Genomic DNA, 14796 nt, shown 5'->3' on the forward strand with positions numbered 1-14796 from the left:
CGCGCTCAGTAGGTGCCGAACGGGGTCGGCATTAGCAGCAGCACGAACAGGAGCAGCGTCACCACCGCGATCACCTTGCGCGCCGGCGACAGCTCGCCGGCCTCCGTGGGAGGGTGCTCCCGCCCACCCACGTGCAACATCAGGTGGACCAGGCCGAACCACGTGAGCCACGGCATCCCGTTCGCGACCGCGGAGAGGAGCGCGTCGGACAGCCCCTCCGCGATGAAGTGCCGCGTGAAATAGGCGACGTTGCCTACGAAGAGCGCGAGCATCAGCCAGTGCGCGGCGCGGCTGTAGCGGTCCTGATCTTTGCCGAACAACGCGTACGCGACGTGCCCTCCGTCGAGCTGGCCGACGGGGAAGAGGTTGAACGCCGTGATGAGCAGCCCGGCCCACCCCGCCATCGCCGTGGGGCCGAGGAAGACGTCATGGGTCTCGGGGATCGGGCCGACCGCGAGCCGCCTCAGCAGGAGATACAGGAGGCTGCGCCCCTCCTGCAGCGCAGGTCCGGAGCTCGCGTGCACGTCCGAGTGCATGAGGCCCACGAAGAGGACGGGGAGCGCCACCGCGAGGCCGGCCAGCGGGCCGGAGGCGCCGATGTCGAGCAGCGCGTTCCGCGACTTGATCCTGCCCTTCATCGAGATCACCGCGCCCATCGTGCCGAGCGGGCTGACCACAGGGAGCGGGATGAAGTAGGGGAGCGACGCCTCCACTCCATGCGCGCGCGCCGCGAAGTAGTGCCCGAACTCGTGCGCCAGCAGGATCGACAGGAACGGCACTGCGAACGGCCACGTCTGCGGCAGCGCCTTCACGAACGAGAGCGCGCTGTCGTCGTCCGGCGTGATCGGGGTCCAGAGGGTGCCGGCGACGAACACCGAGACGACCGTCAGGCAGAAGAGCGCGAGGTTCTTCTGCCATCGCAGCGGGGGCGGGTGTGAAGCGGCTGCTGCGCTCGGCTCTGCGGAGCTCGTCGCCGCAGGCGCCAGCTCGGCGTCGAGGTCGAGCGTGCTCGGGGTGGAGGATCGACGGTCGTCGGTCATGCGGCGCCTAGCGTGGCCGCCTCCTCGTCGCGGCTCAAGCGATCCACGCGCGCCTGCGTTCAGGGCGGGCAGCGAGCCGCGCTCTGGAAGCGCACGCCGCGCTGCTGGGCGGCGCGCGACCCTGCGGTGGCGGTGTGCTGCTCGTCTGGCCCCGGGACCCTCGACCACGTCCGCTGCAGGCTCGACAAGGTCTGCGCGCACACCGATGACTTTGCGCGTCATCTCGCTGCGCCACGGTTCTCCTGTGGCGTTGGCCCGGTCGGTGGAAACGGTCGCGGCCGGAGCGCTGCGCTGCAGCGGGGGCGCGCGATGTGGCCGCCTGATGGTACGGGCGCGAACTTCTCCTGGCTGCGCGCAGCTGGCCAGCGCGCTCTTCTGCGCCGCCGTCGCGTCCGTGTGCCCTCCGTGCCCTTCGGCAGGCGCGACTGCGCTACGATCGATCCCATGCCTCCCGCTCGCGTCGCCGCTGAAGCGCTCGTGGGCAAGCTCCTCTGCGACAAGTACCGCGTCGTGCAGCTGCTCGGCAGCGGCGGGGTCGGGCACGTCTACCTCGCGGATCGCGTTGGCAGGCCGCGTGAGGCCGCGACGTCGCGCGTCGCGGTCAAGGTCCTCCGGGCAGAGCTTCGCGACGATCCGCTGCTCGTCGCGCGGTTCGAGCGAGAGGCCGGCGCGGCGTCGCGCGTTCGTCATCCCAACGTCCTCTGCGTCGAAGCGCTCGAGCGCGCCGGCGACGCGCCGTGCTTCGCGATGGAGCTGCTCGTCGGGCTCGATCTCGCCGACACGCTGACGTTCACCCGAGCGCTCGTCCCGTCTCGCGCGGTCCGGATCGCCGCCGACCTCGCCTCGGGCGTCGACGCCGCCCACCGCGCCGGGGTGATCCACCGCGACGTGAAGCCGGAGAACGTGTTCCTCGTGCACGCGGCCGACGGGCGCGAGATCGTCAAGCTGCTCGACTTCGGCTTCTCGTTCATCCAGGGCCAGGGCGCCGAAGGCGCGCTGCTCCCCCGGGTCGTGGGGACGCCGGAGTACATGGCGCCCGAGCAGGCGCAGGGCGCGCCGGCGGCGTCCGCCGCCGACGTCTACTCCCTGGGCATCGTGCTCTACGAGATGCTCGCGGGCCGTGTCCCCTTTCAAGGCCCGTACCCGGCCATCGCAGAGAAGCACGGGCGCGAGCCGCCGCCGCCGCTGCACCGGGTACACCCGGGGCTGCTCATCTCGCGCGAGCTCGACGCTGTCGTGCGCAAGGCGCTCGTGAAGGACCCCCGCGGCCGGTTCGCCTCGATGGCAGAGCTGCGGCAGGCGCTGCTCGCGACGCCCGAGGCCCGCGCCGGGACGTCGTCCGCCGTTCCGCCCGACGCCGGCGCGCCGCCGCCCCCCGGCGTCGGGCACTGGGGCACCAAACCGTGAAGCCCGCTCGCTCCGGAGGCTTCCGTCGGCCCCCCTGCGCCTCGGCTTTGCTCTCACGGCGAAGCCCTGCTAGACGGCCGTTACCATCTCTTGTTCCGGGCGACAGCCGGATCCGCTCGTCAGGCCGACACTGGCCGCGGCGAGCGAGCCGGCGTGGTTCGGAGGTCCGCGGGCGCGGGCCTCATCTGCGCGGGTCGGTTCTCCAGCGAGTACTGGAATCCCAGAATCGCGCGCCAGTCGTCCTCCACTCCCTCCAGGCTTTGCCTGGCGCTTTTTCGGTTGCTGACTATGGGTCGCGCGACCCCATCACCTGATAACGGCACAGCGGCGTTTCACGACGCCGAACTCCCGATGTACGAGAGCCGCAGCGCCTTCGGGCCACGCGCTGGGCCCGAGGGCGAGCTCATGCCGACGGACACAGGCGCCCTCGACGAAGATCCGTTCCGCGTCGAGCTCGTCGACGAAGACATCCCCACCCCGCGGCGCTACCAGGTCGTCTTCGACGAGGCGCGGATCGATCCGGACGTCCAGAAAGTCGTGCGACGCCTCGTACGCCACGGCTTTCAGGCCTACCTGGTAGGCGGATGTGTGCGGGATCTGCTGCTGGATCGGCGCCCGAAGGATTTCGACGTCGCCACCAGCGCGCGGCCGGAGGAGGTCCGCGAGCTGTTCCGCAACTCGCGCATCATCGGCCGGCGGTTTCGCCTGGTGCACGTCCTCTTCCAGGGCGGCAAGGTCATCGAGGTGGCGACCTTCCGCCGCAACCCGAAGGAGGACTCCGACGACGGGAGCGAGCTGCTCATCCGCAGCGACAACGCGTTCGGCGTCGCGCACGAGGACGCGCTCCGCCGCGACTTCCGGATCAACGCGCTCTTCTACGACGTGGAGGCGCGGCAGATCCTCGACTGGGTCGGCGGCATGGAGGACGTGCGCCGCCAGGTGGTCCACACGATCGGCGATCCGGAGACGCGCTTCCGCGAGGATCCGATCCGCATCCTGCGCGCGCTCAAGTTCGCCGGTCGGCTGGGCTTCGCGATCACCCCCGACGTCTACGATGCGGTCGTCTACTGCCGGGAGGCGCTCGCGCTCGCGGCGCGCCCGCGCCTCTCGGAGGAGATCCTGCGCCTGCTGCGCGGCGGCCAGGCGCGCCGCACCATCTACCTCGCGTGGGAGACCGGGGTGCTCGACGTCCTCCTGCCGGAGGTCTCGGCGCTGCTCTACGACGATCGCGGCGATGACGGCCCCGGCCAGCGCCTCTGGCGCGTGCTCGACTACGTCGACCGGCGCACCGCGGCGGATCGCCCGCTCGACGACACGGTCCTCTGGACGCTCTTGCTCCTCGAGCCGATGAAGGAGGCCTGCGACGGCGTCCGCGACCGCGCGGCGGCGGTCGCCGATTTCCTCGAGCCTCTCATCGACCGGCTGGCCATCTCCCGCCGCTACGCCGACGGCATGCGGCGCATCGTCGCCGTCCTGCCGAGGCTCGCGGGGGGTCGCGCTGGCCGCTTCGCGCGGACGGACATCTTCCAGCCCGCCCTCGACGTGCTCGCCGCCGAGCTCACCGCGCGCGGAGAGTCGACCGAAGCGATCGACCGGCTGCGCTCCGCCCCGCACCCGCGGCGCCAGCACGCCGACGCCGCGCAGTTCCGGCGCTGACCGGTGATCGACGTGGGCGACGTGGGCGACGTGGGCGACCTGGGCGCCGCCGGCGCGATCGAAGATGGCCGCCGGGCAGGTAGCTGACCGCAACCGACCAGCCGCCGTGGAACATCACCGGGGTTTCTGGTTTCATAAGAGACCCCTGATGTCCTCTCCGGTCGCGCGCCTGCGCCCTGCTGCTTCGCCGGCTGTCCCCGTGTCCAGGCGCCGGTTCGGCGGCTCGGCGCGCAGCCTGCTCGTGTTCGCGCTCGCCTGCGCCGTGTCGCGGCTCGCCGATGCGCAGGCGTCGCTCCTGCACGAGTTCATCGCGCCGGATCCCGCGGAGGACGTGTCGCTCGCCACGACGACGCTCGACGGCGGGCTCCCCGCGGCGATCCAGACGCCGAGCGGCCTGGCCACGGCGCCCGACCCGCAGCGCCCGCCGTCGAACCAGCAGCAGGTCTACAGCAACGTCGGATCCGACGCCGGCCCCGACGCGTCCTACGAGCCGGATCGCGACACCCGCCGGCCGAACGTCGAGCGCTACGACGATCCGTTCTCCCCCGCGACCGCGCCGTTCAAGCGGCTGCAAGCGTACGACGCCGTGAGGGCGGACTACTCGCTCGTCGTCCGAGATCGGATCTTGAAGACCGTCAAGGCGGACAGCGCCGTCTCGGCGGGCGACGAGGCGTTCTACGGGGACATCGCGGTCGATCTCGTGCCCAACGAGCCGGTCCGGATCCCGACGGTCGGGCCGGACACGCGGCTCGTGCGGATGCACGTGAACCCCGATACCCCGGTCGTCGTCCTGCGTGACGGCGCCGACAACTGGTTCGTGCGCGGCACGAAGAGCGCGCGCGTCCGGCTCATCGTGCAGCTCGCCATCCCCCGCGCGACCTTCGGCAGCGACTTCGCCGACGTCGGCTGGAGCAAGCTCGAGCCCTTCCGCGGGCCGCAGGAGGCCTCCCACGAGGCGGCGTTCAGGCAGGTCGCCCAGGCGATCGGCATCTCGTCCGCGATGCGGCCGCGCGACGTCGTTCAGAAGATGGTCGAGTACTTCCGGTCGTTCGCCCCGTCGGACGACCCGCCCAAGGGGAACGGCGACATCTACCTGGATCTCGCGCTCTCGCGGAAAGGCGTCTGCCGCCACCGCGCCTTCGCGTTCCTCGTCACGGCCTTGCACATCGGGATCCCCGCGCGGATGGTCGTCAACGAGGCGCACGCCTGGGTGGAGGTCTTCGATGGCTCGCTCTGGCACCGCATCGACCTCGGGGGGGCCGCCCTCAACATGGACCAGGAGGTCGATCCGAGCCGCCCGCCGCATGTGCCGCCGCCGGATCCCTACAGCTGGCCGGAGCAGCGCGACTCGGGCCAGGATCTCGCCGACCGCACGCGCGCCGAGCAGGCGCAGCCGGGGCCTGCTGGCCCAGGGGCCGGGAGCAGCGGCGCCGCCGTGCCGCCGCCCCCTGCGCCCACGCCCACGAGCGATGCGGCCGGGCGCGCGGCGGAGAGCACCGACGTCGTCGTGACCGCGCTGGACAAGGACATCCGCCGCGGCTTTCCCCTCCACCTCCAGGGACAGGTCAGCAGCGCCGGGGCGCCGTGCGGGCACGTCCGCGTCGACGTGATCCTGACGGGGACCGCGGCGCCGCAGGGCGTGACGGTCGGCTCGCTGTCGACCGACGACCGCGGCCGGTACGACGGGGCCGTCGTGATCCCCGGCGATTTCGCGCTGGGCGAGTACGATCTCGCGGTCGCGACGCCGGGCGACGTCCGCTGCAAGGCCGGCCGCACGGAAGCTGCCGCCCCGTGAGCGACGCGCCGGCATGCGCCCTCTCGCCCCCGCGCGTCGCGGTGGGCGCCGTCGTCATCGATCGCCGGCCGGATGCGCCTGACGCGCCGCGCGTGCTCGTCGTCAAGCGCGCTCGTCCTCCCCTCGAGGGCTCCTGGTCGCTTCCGGGTGGGCGCGTGGAGCCCGGAGAGCGGCTCGCGGACGCCGTTGCCCGCGAGATCCGCGAAGAGACGGGCCTCGACGTCCGCGTCGGCCCCCTCGTGGAGGTCGTGGAGATCGTGGCGACTCCCTATCACTATGTGATCCTCGATTATCTGTGCGAGTCGATCGGAGGCGCCCTCTCTCCAGGAGACGACGCCTCCGAGGTGGCCCTCGTGCCCGTCCCCGAGCTGCCGGCCTATGGCCTCACCGACGTCGCGCTCCGCGTGATCCATAAAGCCCTGGCGATGGCGGCCGCCGGCTGAAAGAGCGCGATCCGGGGAGCGCCCGACTTGGCGCGGCCGTGGCCTAGGTGGGATGTCGCAGAAAGGGCGACTCTCCATGTCGAACTTCCATTGTTGGACAGCGACAGCGTTATTTTGCTGCCCTGCCGCTCACGACAATCGCCTGTGGCAGCGCTAGGTTTGATGTGGGTGCAGGGGTGAGCGCTGGTTCGACGATCATGAGGGGATTGGCGGTCGTCGTGGTGGCGACCGTGGTCTCTTCTCCTCTCTGCTTTGCGCTACCCTGCAACGACGGCGCTGGCCTGTTCGCGCTGCCCGCGCCGCGCGTCGCGCGCGTCTCGCGCGCCGCCGCGCCTCTCGGTGTACCCGAGGGGTCGGGCTGGCTCCCGGCGCGGGTCGCGCGCGCCCTCTCAAGGACCGTCGAACGGGTGGCGCGTTCGGGCGTTGCCCCGATGTTCCTTGGTCTGCACGGGTTCGGTGTGACCGTGTCCGGCGAAATGTGATGAACGCGGTTACCGCGGCTGCAACATGCGTTTCGCTGCTCTGCTGAGCGATCGCGGCGAGCGCTGGTCGCGCCCGTCGGCTCGAATTCGCGCTGTGTGGTGACCGCTGAGTCTGGATTGCGGCGCTTCTGGAGACATCGTAGACCGGGGAGTCTATGAGCTCGACGCGGAGAGCGAGGAAGGAGGAGCAGAAGGAGGAGCGGCGGCGGTTCATCATCGACGCAGCCTGGCAGCTGTTCCAGGAGACCCCCTATTCCGAGGTCACCATGGCTCAGGTCGCCGAGCGCACCAGGCTCGCCAAGGGCACGCTCTACCTCTACTTCACCACGAAAGAGGAGCTCTTTCTCGCGGTCGTCGATCAAGAGCTCGCGAAGTGGTTCCACGATGTGGATATCCATCTGACGCATTTCTGCGCCTCCCGCGGCGACGCGAGCGCGGCGCGCCCCCGGCCCTCACGGGCCCGCCGCGGCGCGTCTGGGGCGTCTGGCGCGTCTGCCGAGGACGCCTCGGCGAGCGTCGCCTCGATCCTGTCGACGACCCTCGCCGCGCGCGACGCGATGACACGCTTGCTCGGCATCCTCCACAGCGTGCTCGAGCAGAACGTCAGCTACGAGGCCGCGCTCCGCTTCAAGCTCTCTCTCCTGGGTCACGTCGAGCGCACCGGGGTGCTGCTCGAGCGGTGCCTGCCGTCGCTCGCTCCCGGCCACGGCGGCCCGACCCTCATCCGGATGTACGCCCTGCTCATCGGGATGCGCCAGGTCTGCGATCCCAGCGACGTGATCCGCGATATCCGCAGCCGCCCCGATATGGGCCTCTTCCGGATCAACTTCGGCGAGGAGATCCGCGCATCGTTCGCGCTCCTCCTGAGCGGCGCGAGCGCGCCGCCGCTCGCGTCCGGGCGGCTCGGCGCCCCGGCCCTCCGCGGGCTGAGCTCAGCGGAGCGGCGCCGCCCGGAGGGGTGAGGGGCGCGCGTTCACCACGGATCCCGCGCCGACATGGGCGGCAGGTGATCGGCGAACGGCTGGTTGAGGATGCGGGCGATGACGGACTTCCACGTGGTCATGTCGTTCTCGAAGTCCTCATGCCGCCGCGCCTCGGAGCCGTGAGGAGGCAACCTCGTGTTGGGCCCCTTGATCCACTCCGCCGTCGGAAACACGACGGGCCGGTCGTCCTTGGTCTCCGTGAGCAGCGAAAGGACGTCGGCGTTCTCGGGATCGAGGAGCCCCGCCTCCATGCCGAGCAGCGGGACGCCGCTCGTGCCGGGCACCCGCGGGCGCCGCTCGAGGGCGTTCGACACCAGGTAGAGGAGCGACCTGCCGTACACCTCGCAGTGGTCCTGGAGCTCCGCTTCGTCCGTGAGCGTGAACAGGGCGAACCGGCGCACCATGCCGCTCTTGATAGGCGGCATGTACGTGTCGCGGAACGCGTCGATGGCGCTCGCCGGCGCGAGCAGGGAGAGCGATTCGATGGGGAGCCCGAGCCCGAGCTGACCTCGCATCGGGCCGCCCTCGATCTTCTTGCCCTTCTCCGAGGTGACCAGCTGGACGAGCGGCGCGAGCAGGAACGTGCCGCTCGAATGGGCGACCAGGTGGAGCTCGATCTTCGGATCGCCGTCCATCAGCGACGCGAGGCGGCCGATCATCTCGCGGACGCCGCCGTGGTCGGCGTCCATCGTCGCGTCGCCCGCGGCCAGCTTCATGCGGTCCCACTCGGCCTTGCCGCCCATGCGGCGGACGAGCGGCTCGAGGGCGTCGTCGCGCCGATCGATCATGAACCCGAACGCCCTGGGATCGTAGCCGTCGTGGCGGCGCCCCTCCGTGGCGCGATGGAGGATCTCGAGGAGGCGCGGGTAATGGTCGGTCTCCCAGAGGAGCTCGATCGGGTAGATCTCGTGCCCGAGCAGCTTCGGCCGGAGGCGCGACATCCGGTTGATCGCGTCGATCTGCCGGCGCAGCCCGCCGCTCGCGATCAGGACGAGCCGGCGGCGCTTCCACGTCGCGGTCGCGCTCAGGAAATCCTCTTCCATGATGATACGGACGTCCTCCGACGACGTGCCGTAGGCTCCGCGCTGCTGGAGCTGGCCGTGCATGTCGACGCTGATGAGGTGCGGCCGCAGGCTGGCGAACGTCCGGCTGGTGGACGTGAGCGGGCGGAGCGAGCGCGCCTGGTTCAGGCGGATCGGGACGCCGAGCCGCCCGACCCACGCGTCGAAGCCGTATTGAAGCCAGTCGTCGTAACAGAGTCGACCGAAGCCGCCCTTGCCCCAGCCGACACCCCACGAGTTCTGCAGCCAGAAGCCCTCCGCGTCATACCCGATGATCGCGAACGCGTGACCTCCCCAGGGGGCGATGAAGGGGTTCGTCTTGTCGACCGTCGGGATGATGCCGTTCCTCTGGGTCCCATAATACCAGCCGTTGAACGGGATCAGCGCCGAGGCCGCGATGATCCCGACCTCCGCGAGGGCGCTGTGCATCGCCGGGAGGTCCCTGTGGTTCACCCGTTGATACAGGCCGAGCGGCCGGAGCATCCCGTCCACTGCGCGCTCCGGCGTGAGCGTGCCGTGGAGATCGTTCGCGTCCCACGGCCAGTGCTCATAGGAGCAGATACCGTGTTTGTGCCAGCCCTTCATGGCGCCCCTCAGGCTGGATCCCCTCGCGTCGTCCTCGCCGGGGTACTCGTCGTAGCGGCGCGCCATCGTGTACACCATGTTCTGGCTGACGAGGCTGCGATCCGGCGAGACCCGGCGCCCGCGCAGCAGGTAGTGCGCCACGGTGGCGACCGTGAAGCCGGTGCAGCCGTTGTTCTTGCCCTGGTCGAGCACCGGCACGCCGTACTCCACGAAGCGCTCCGGGGGCATGATCGGAGGCACTTCCACCATCGTGGGGCGATAGAGGGTGTCGCGAAAATCGAGGACGTCAGCGCGCGCGTCGGTCGTGATGTCCGCGTGACGCCCAGCGAAACGCTCGGAATCGATCATGGTTTCTGATCTCGTGAAGTCGCTGAGTGTCGCACGGGCGGCGCGCGGGGCAAAGTCGGCGGCGCCCGCCCCCTCGGACGAGGCTGCTCGTGCTAGCGTCGCCCGAGCCGGCGCCGCCTGCGCCGTCCGGAGGTGGGATGAGCGAAGACTGCCGCGCAAGGGGAGGCGAGGGCGCGCGAGGCGCCATTGAGGCGGCGCTCGAGGCCGAGGTGCTGCGGCGGCTCGCGTCGTTCCGGGCTCGGCTGGGGAGCGAGCTCGGCGCGCTGTTCGATGAGCTCGCCGCGCGCCTCAGGCTGTTCGAGGGGGAGCCAGGCGAGGGCTACTTCTCGCACCCGACGGCGCTCCCCGTGCTCGAGCTGCCGCTCTGGGTCGCGACGCGTCCCGGCGGGCCAGCGCTTGCGCTGGACGCTGGATCGCCGGCGCTTCCGCCGCTCGCCGTCGACCTCGCCGAGGCGGCAGCGGTCGGGTACCTGCACGTCCGGATCGAGGACGATCTGCTGGACGAAGGGGTCGGTGAGCCTGGGGCGACGGTGCTCCTGTCCGGGGCGTTGTTCGCTCGCCATCAGGCGTTGCTCGCCCGCTCGCTGCCCGGCGGGAGCGCGTTCTGGGGCCTCTTCGAAGAGGTCTGGCTCGGGTATGGCGAGGCGATGCTCCTCGAGCGACGGCTCCACCGCGGCGCAGGCCCGCGGGACGGCGCCGCGTTCCGGCGGGTGCTCGCCCGCTCGCGCCCGCTCGTGCTCCCGGCGGCGGCGGCCCTGTTCGCGCTGTCGCAGGCCGAGCACCTGGCTGCCCTCGAGGAGTTCGTTTCCGCCCTTGTCGCAGCGCATCAGCTGTTCGCGGACCTGCTGCACGCAGAGAAGGATCGTGCGTTCGGCAACACAACGTATGTGCTCTCCCGGCTCTGGGCGCTTGCTGAGGCGGATGCGGCGTCGCCGAGCGGGGCCGACGTCTCCGCCAGGGGGCCTTCTAGCGCTCAGGAGATGCGCAGCGCGGCGGCCCTGCGCGCGCGGCTGTTTGCGCGCGGCGGCTTCGACGCCATCCTGGAGGAGGCGCGTTGTGAGCTGGCTCGCGCCGAGGTCGCCGCGGGGGCCCTCGGGCTACCGGAGGCTGCGCGGTTCTGCAGGGAGCGCGAGCAGTACATGGTCGCGATCCAGCGGCGGGTATTCCTCGCGTTCTTCGGCGCGCTCGCCGGCGAGCCCGCCGTCGCGCCGCGGTGAACCGGTGTGTCGTGCGCGGACGCGACACCCCGCGAGGACGCGAGCACGCGCGGACGCGCCTGCTTGTACTTGCTCGCCGTTTGGAGGTCTCCTAGCCTCCGAGCGAGAAAGCGAGGAGTCGTGACGTCGAAGAAATCAGAGGCAGAGCTCATCGGTCGTGCCGTCGTGGATTCGAGCTTCCGCCAGCAGCTCCTTGCCGATCCCGAGCGCACCATCCAGGCGGAGGGGTACGACGTCGGCGCGGAGACGCTCCAGCGCATCCGGGATGCCGCGACCTCGACGCCCGAAGCGGTCGATGCGGCCATCTCGGCCGCGGCGCGTGAGGGCGGAGTCGGTATGTGACGCTGTCCCCGGCTGGAGGGGTGACCGCCGCCTGGCCATGGATCGACCCGGGTGATCGGGCTGTGTGCGGGCGCGCCTGGTCGGCGCATCTGTCATCCGAGGGGGCGCTCCAGCGCGGTGAAGCGGCGTGGGGAGCGCTCGCGCTCGAGCGCAGCGTGGGTACACCGCCCGGGTGCAGCGTCCCGTGGGCCAGCTGGGCGCTGCGGCTCTGCGGGCGGGTGTCCGCGCGCGACGCAGCCGCGGACGCCGCCGTGGCGGTCGCCGCGGTGGCCGCCGGGGGCATCGAAGGCGCTCCTGACGCGCTCGCGCGGGGCGCGATCGCCGCGCGTCTCCTCGCGCAGCACGCGGACGACGCGCGCGCGCACGGGTGGCTCCTGGGCCTGGCCGACCTGGCGGAGGCTTCGTGGCGCGAGAACCCGGTGATCGAGATCGACGGCTCCGGCGCCATGGCGGCGCCCACCGCCGCCGGCGCGCGCGAGGCCGTGGCCCTCTGGACGGCGCCCGCGCTCGTCGCAGGCGACGATCTCGCGCCCGCCCGTCGCTTCGGAGAGGCCGTGGCCGAGCCGATCTGGCTCCTGGATGGGCTCGTGCGCCTCTGGATCGATCCGATCGCGCCTGACCTCGCAGCGCCGACGCTCACGCCGCTCTTCGCGCTCTGGCTGCGCGGCGCGGGGCTCGCTCCTCCGCTGCTCCGCGCGCTCTCGGGCGAGCGCGCGTCCCGCGTGCGCCGCGGCGAGATCCACAGCCTGCTCGCGACCCGCCCGTACCGCGCCGCGCTCGCCGCGCGCATGCAGGAGACGCTCGCGTCCGCCCGTGAGGTCGTGGCCACCTCTCCTCGAACGAGCCCGAGCGCGCGCGGCCTCGCCGAGGCGCAGCGCGAATTCCTCGATGCGCTCGGCGAGCGCCTCCGCTTCTTCGAGGGGCTGATGTCTTTCCGCGATCTCCTCGGTCCCGGCGCGGCGCTCGGGCCGCCGCGCGCGCAGGGCGAGCCGGCGCCGCCCGACGAGGCACGCGCGGATCTGCAGGCGGCGGCCGCGTTCCTCCTGGACGCCGCGCCGTGGCGCGAGTCCTGGGAAGTGCAGCGCTTCGGCGTGCTCGGGTCGAGCGAGCAGCCGGTCGGGCATTGGTTCGTCCGGGCGACGATCCTGAGAGCGCTGATCGAGATCGGGGAGGTCGGGCGCGACGTCCGCGCCGACGCCGCGGCGTTGCTCGATGAGATCCCGGCGGGAGAGCTCCGCTACTTCGGCGCGTTCCGTGACGTCCCGCCGGACGGCGACCTCCTCGGCGTCGTGCTCGAGCTGGTCGCCGAGACGGGCGCCGCGAAGGAGCGGGCAGAGTCGTGGATCGAGGTCATGCTGGCCAACGTGGGTGAGGACGGCGTCGTTCCAACCTGGTTCTACCGCGGGCCCGCCGGGCCGACCACGCCGGGCGTGGCGTGGGCCGGTGACGACTGCGCGACGGTCCGGCTGAACCTGCTCGTGGGCCTGCTCTCGTTCGACGCGGAGCGGTTCGCGCGGCTCATCGACGCGAACGCGCGGCGCGTGCTCGACGCCGCCTCGGAAGGCGGCTTCGAGGGCGCTTGCTTCTACGACGCCTCGTACACGGACCTCGCGTTCCTCCGCTTCGCGCGGCTTTACCGGGGGAGGGCGGGGCACGCGCGGTGGGCCGACGAGGTCGCGGCGGTCGAGGCCGCGACGCTGTCGCGGATGCTCCGATCGCAGCGGCTCGACGGCGGCTTCGGGACGCCGCTCCGCACGGCCGCGTGCATCGAGGGGGCCGCGATGAGGGAGCGGCCCGATCCGCTGCTCCTTGAGCGAGGGATGCGTTACCTCGGCGAGCGCCAGCTCGTGGACGGCTCCTGGCCAGCGGAGCCGCTCTACCGGGTGCCCATGAAGCGCGGTCGCGAGGGCCACCACCAGGGCAGAGCGCTGACGACGGCGCTCTGCGCGCGTGGGCTCGCCGCGGCGCGGTCTCGGCTGAGGCGCGCAGGGGGACGGCGCACATGAGCATCGAGAAGTCGCCCGAGATCGCGCGCATCATGGAGGCGCAGGAGATGCGCGGCGAGCAGATCGTGAACCACATCCGGTTCGCGTTCGCGCTGCTCAGCGCCGCCACGCTCATGCACGTGTGGACGATCAACACGCCGGCCGCCAACCAGATCTTCGCGATCCTGACCGGCGGGTACCTCGCCTACTCGCTCGTGCTCTACGCGTTCTTCCGGCTGCGCCCCGGCGTCTACGCGGGCTGGCTCAAGTACGTGAGCATCTTCGTCGACCTCGCGCTCCTGACGCTCACGGCCCTGGGGAACGCGAGGAATCACTCCGGGATCATCGAGTACTTCACGAGCTACCTCGCGACCGTCTACGTGCTCTGGAACCTGATGTCGGGCTTCCGCTACAGCCTCGCGGCGTGCCTGTACTCGGCGGGGCTGTCGGCCCTCTTCAACTCCGTCGTGCTCGCCGTCACGGTCGGCTCCGGCGCGATCCCGATCAGCCCGGTGTCCGTCTACGGAGAGAACGCCATCAACATCGCGGACCAGTGCCAGCAGATCCTCTTCATCGCGCTCCCCGGCGTCGTCGCCGGCATCATCGCGCGGATGTCGCGCAACCTGGTCGTGCGGGCCGAGGTGGAGTCCATGGCCCGCCTCCGGCTCGAGCGCGAGAAGCAGGAGCTCGGCCGGTACCTGTCGAAGGATCTCGTCGACTTTGTCCTGTCCGATCCGAGGCGGCTCAAGCTGGGAGGCACGCGGCGGCACGTCTCGGTGATGTTCACCGACATCCGCAACTTCACCCCGCTCACCGAGTCGGTCGAGCCGGAGGCCGTGGTCTCGTTCCTGAACGAGTACTTCACGGAGATGGTCGAGATCGTGTTCCGCTACGGGGGCACCCTCGACAAGTACATCGGCGACGGGCTGATGGCGGTGTTCGGCGCGCCGCTCTCCGTCGAGGACGCGCCGAAGCGCGCCGTGATCGCGGCGATCGAGATGGTGCAGGCGCTCGAGCGCATGAACCAGCGGAAGCTCCTCGGCTGCGGCGAGATCCAGATGGGTGTCGGGATCGCGACTGGCACTGTCATCTCCGGCAACATCGGCTCGCTCCAGCGCATGGAGTACACCTGCATCGGAGATACAGTAAACACGGCCGCGCGCCTCGAGCAGTTCAACAAGGAGCTCGGCTCCAAGATCATCATCTGCCAGACGACGTACGCGACCCTTGACGACTGCGTCCCGGCGCAGCCGACCGGCGCGCTGAGCATCCGGGGCAAGAGCCGCCAGGTCCACCCCTACATCGTGGACCACATGGAGCTCTCTCCGGCGCGCCTGAGCGAGCTCCGGAGAGAGCTCCTCTCGAGGGCCCGGCCCATGGAATCGATGCCGCCGCGGGCGCCGGCGGCCCTGCGCGGCAAGGAGTAGCCGGAGGCTCGCGGCGCGCGCTGCG

At 71.3% G+C, this 14796-nt stretch carries 12 protein-coding genes; 10 read left to right on the forward strand and 2 right to left on the reverse strand.

The genetic code is table 11. From position 1 onward, the window contains the following. Nucleotides 1–5: 5 nt before the first annotated feature. Entirely contained in the window at nucleotides 6–1040 is a 1035-nt protein-coding gene (locus tag WMF11_RS09655; protein WP_437977252.1) for a site-2 protease family protein, read from the reverse strand. A gap of 444 nt (nucleotides 1041–1484) precedes the next feature. Between WMF11_RS09655 and WMF11_RS09660 the strand changes: the two genes are divergently transcribed. From WMF11_RS09660 to WMF11_RS09685, 6 genes are all read left to right on the forward strand, one after another. Continuing rightward, nucleotides 1485–2447, forward strand: coding sequence for a serine/threonine-protein kinase (locus tag WMF11_RS09660; protein ID WP_437977253.1), 963 nt, complete (start codon nucleotides 1485–1487; stop codon nucleotides 2445–2447). 405 nt (nucleotides 2448–2852) lie between these two features. Beyond that, complete coding sequence (gene pcnB / locus WMF11_RS09665) at nucleotides 2853–4103, forward strand: polynucleotide adenylyltransferase PcnB (protein WP_437551210.1); 1251 nt, start codon at nucleotides 2853–2855, stop codon at nucleotides 4101–4103. A gap of 148 nt (nucleotides 4104–4251) precedes the next feature. After that, nucleotides 4252–5898 (forward strand): transglutaminase-like domain-containing protein, encoded by a 1647-nt coding sequence (locus WMF11_RS09670; RefSeq protein ID WP_437977254.1) that lies wholly within the window; start codon nucleotides 4252–4254, stop codon nucleotides 5896–5898. Beyond that, nucleotides 5895–6341 carry an NUDIX hydrolase gene (locus WMF11_RS09675; protein WP_012234354.1) on the forward strand — a complete coding sequence of 149 codons (447 nt, stop codon included), beginning with the start codon at nucleotides 5895–5897 and terminating at the stop codon, nucleotides 6339–6341. Before WMF11_RS09670 ends, WMF11_RS09675 begins: the two co-directional genes overlap by 4 nt. 176 nt (nucleotides 6342–6517) lie before the next feature. Further along, nucleotides 6518–6823, forward strand: coding sequence for a hypothetical protein (locus WMF11_RS09680; protein ID WP_437977255.1), 306 nt, complete (start codon nucleotides 6518–6520; stop codon nucleotides 6821–6823). Between the two features lie 155 nt (nucleotides 6824–6978). Then, entirely contained in the window at nucleotides 6979–7785 is an 807-nt protein-coding gene (locus WMF11_RS09685) for a TetR/AcrR family transcriptional regulator (protein ID WP_437977256.1), read from the forward strand. Nucleotides 7786–7796: 11 nt separating this feature from the next. On the opposite strand, the gene WMF11_RS09690 is transcribed toward WMF11_RS09685, so the two are convergent. Beyond that, nucleotides 7797–9800 carry a C1 family peptidase gene (locus WMF11_RS09690; RefSeq protein WP_437551218.1) on the reverse strand — a complete coding sequence of 668 codons (2004 nt, stop codon included), beginning with the start codon at nucleotides 9798–9800 and terminating at the stop codon, nucleotides 7797–7799. Nucleotides 9801–9937: 137 nt separating this feature from the next. Here WMF11_RS09690 and WMF11_RS09695 point away from each other — a divergent pair, with 137 nt between their 5' ends. From WMF11_RS09695 to WMF11_RS09710, 4 genes are all read left to right on the forward strand, one after another. Beyond that, nucleotides 9938–11017, forward strand: a complete 1080-nt coding sequence (locus tag WMF11_RS09695; protein ID WP_437908136.1) for a geranylgeranyl pyrophosphate synthase — start codon at nucleotides 9938–9940, stop codon at nucleotides 11015–11017. Nucleotides 11018–11137: 120 nt separating this feature from the next. Continuing rightward, on the forward strand, nucleotides 11138–11359 hold the full coding sequence (locus tag WMF11_RS09700) for a Franean1_4349 family RiPP (RefSeq protein WP_437534351.1): 222 nt from the start codon (nucleotides 11138–11140) through the stop codon (nucleotides 11357–11359). Between the two features lie 155 nt (nucleotides 11360–11514). Further along, nucleotides 11515–13365, forward strand: coding sequence for a hypothetical protein (locus WMF11_RS09705; RefSeq protein WP_437977257.1), 1851 nt, complete (start codon nucleotides 11515–11517; stop codon nucleotides 13363–13365). Further along, on the forward strand, nucleotides 13362–14771 hold the full coding sequence (locus tag WMF11_RS09710) for an adenylate/guanylate cyclase domain-containing protein (protein ID WP_437908140.1): 1410 nt from the start codon (nucleotides 13362–13364) through the stop codon (nucleotides 14769–14771). The genes WMF11_RS09705 and WMF11_RS09710 overlap by 4 nt, the downstream gene beginning before the upstream one ends. The last annotated feature ends 25 nt before the right edge of the window (nucleotides 14772–14796 follow it).

Origin of the sequence: Sorangium sp. So ce295, assembly GCF_051527405.1 — a bacterium.
GTDB classification, from domain to species: Bacteria; Myxococcota_A; Polyangia; order Polyangiales; family Polyangiaceae; genus Sorangium; species Sorangium cellulosum_B.

Bases quoted from the DNA above. Each gene is read 5' to 3' on its own strand.
- WMF11_RS09655 (WP_437977252.1), bottom strand. From the start codon at position 1,040: ATGACCGACGACCGTCGATCCTCCACCCCGAGCACGCTCGACCTCGAC.
- WMF11_RS09660 (WP_437977253.1), top strand. From the start codon at position 1,485: ATGCCTCCCGCTCGCGTCGCCGCTGAAGCGCTCGTGGGCAAGCTCCTC.
- pcnB (WP_437551210.1), top strand. From the start codon at position 2,853: ATGCCGACGGACACAGGCGCCCTCGACGAAGATCCGTTCCGCGTCGAG.
- WMF11_RS09670 (WP_437977254.1), top strand. From the start codon at position 4,252: ATGTCCTCTCCGGTCGCGCGCCTGCGCCCTGCTGCTTCGCCGGCTGTC.
- WMF11_RS09685 (WP_437977256.1), top strand. From the start codon at position 6,979: ATGAGCTCGACGCGGAGAGCGAGGAAGGAGGAGCAGAAGGAGGAGCGG.
- WMF11_RS09690 (WP_437551218.1), bottom strand. From the start codon at position 9,800: ATGATCGATTCCGAGCGTTTCGCTGGGCGTCACGCGGACATCACGACC.
- WMF11_RS09695 (WP_437908136.1), top strand. From the start codon at position 9,938: ATGAGCGAAGACTGCCGCGCAAGGGGAGGCGAGGGCGCGCGAGGCGCC.
- WMF11_RS09710 (WP_437908140.1), top strand. From the start codon at position 13,362: ATGAGCATCGAGAAGTCGCCCGAGATCGCGCGCATCATGGAGGCGCAG.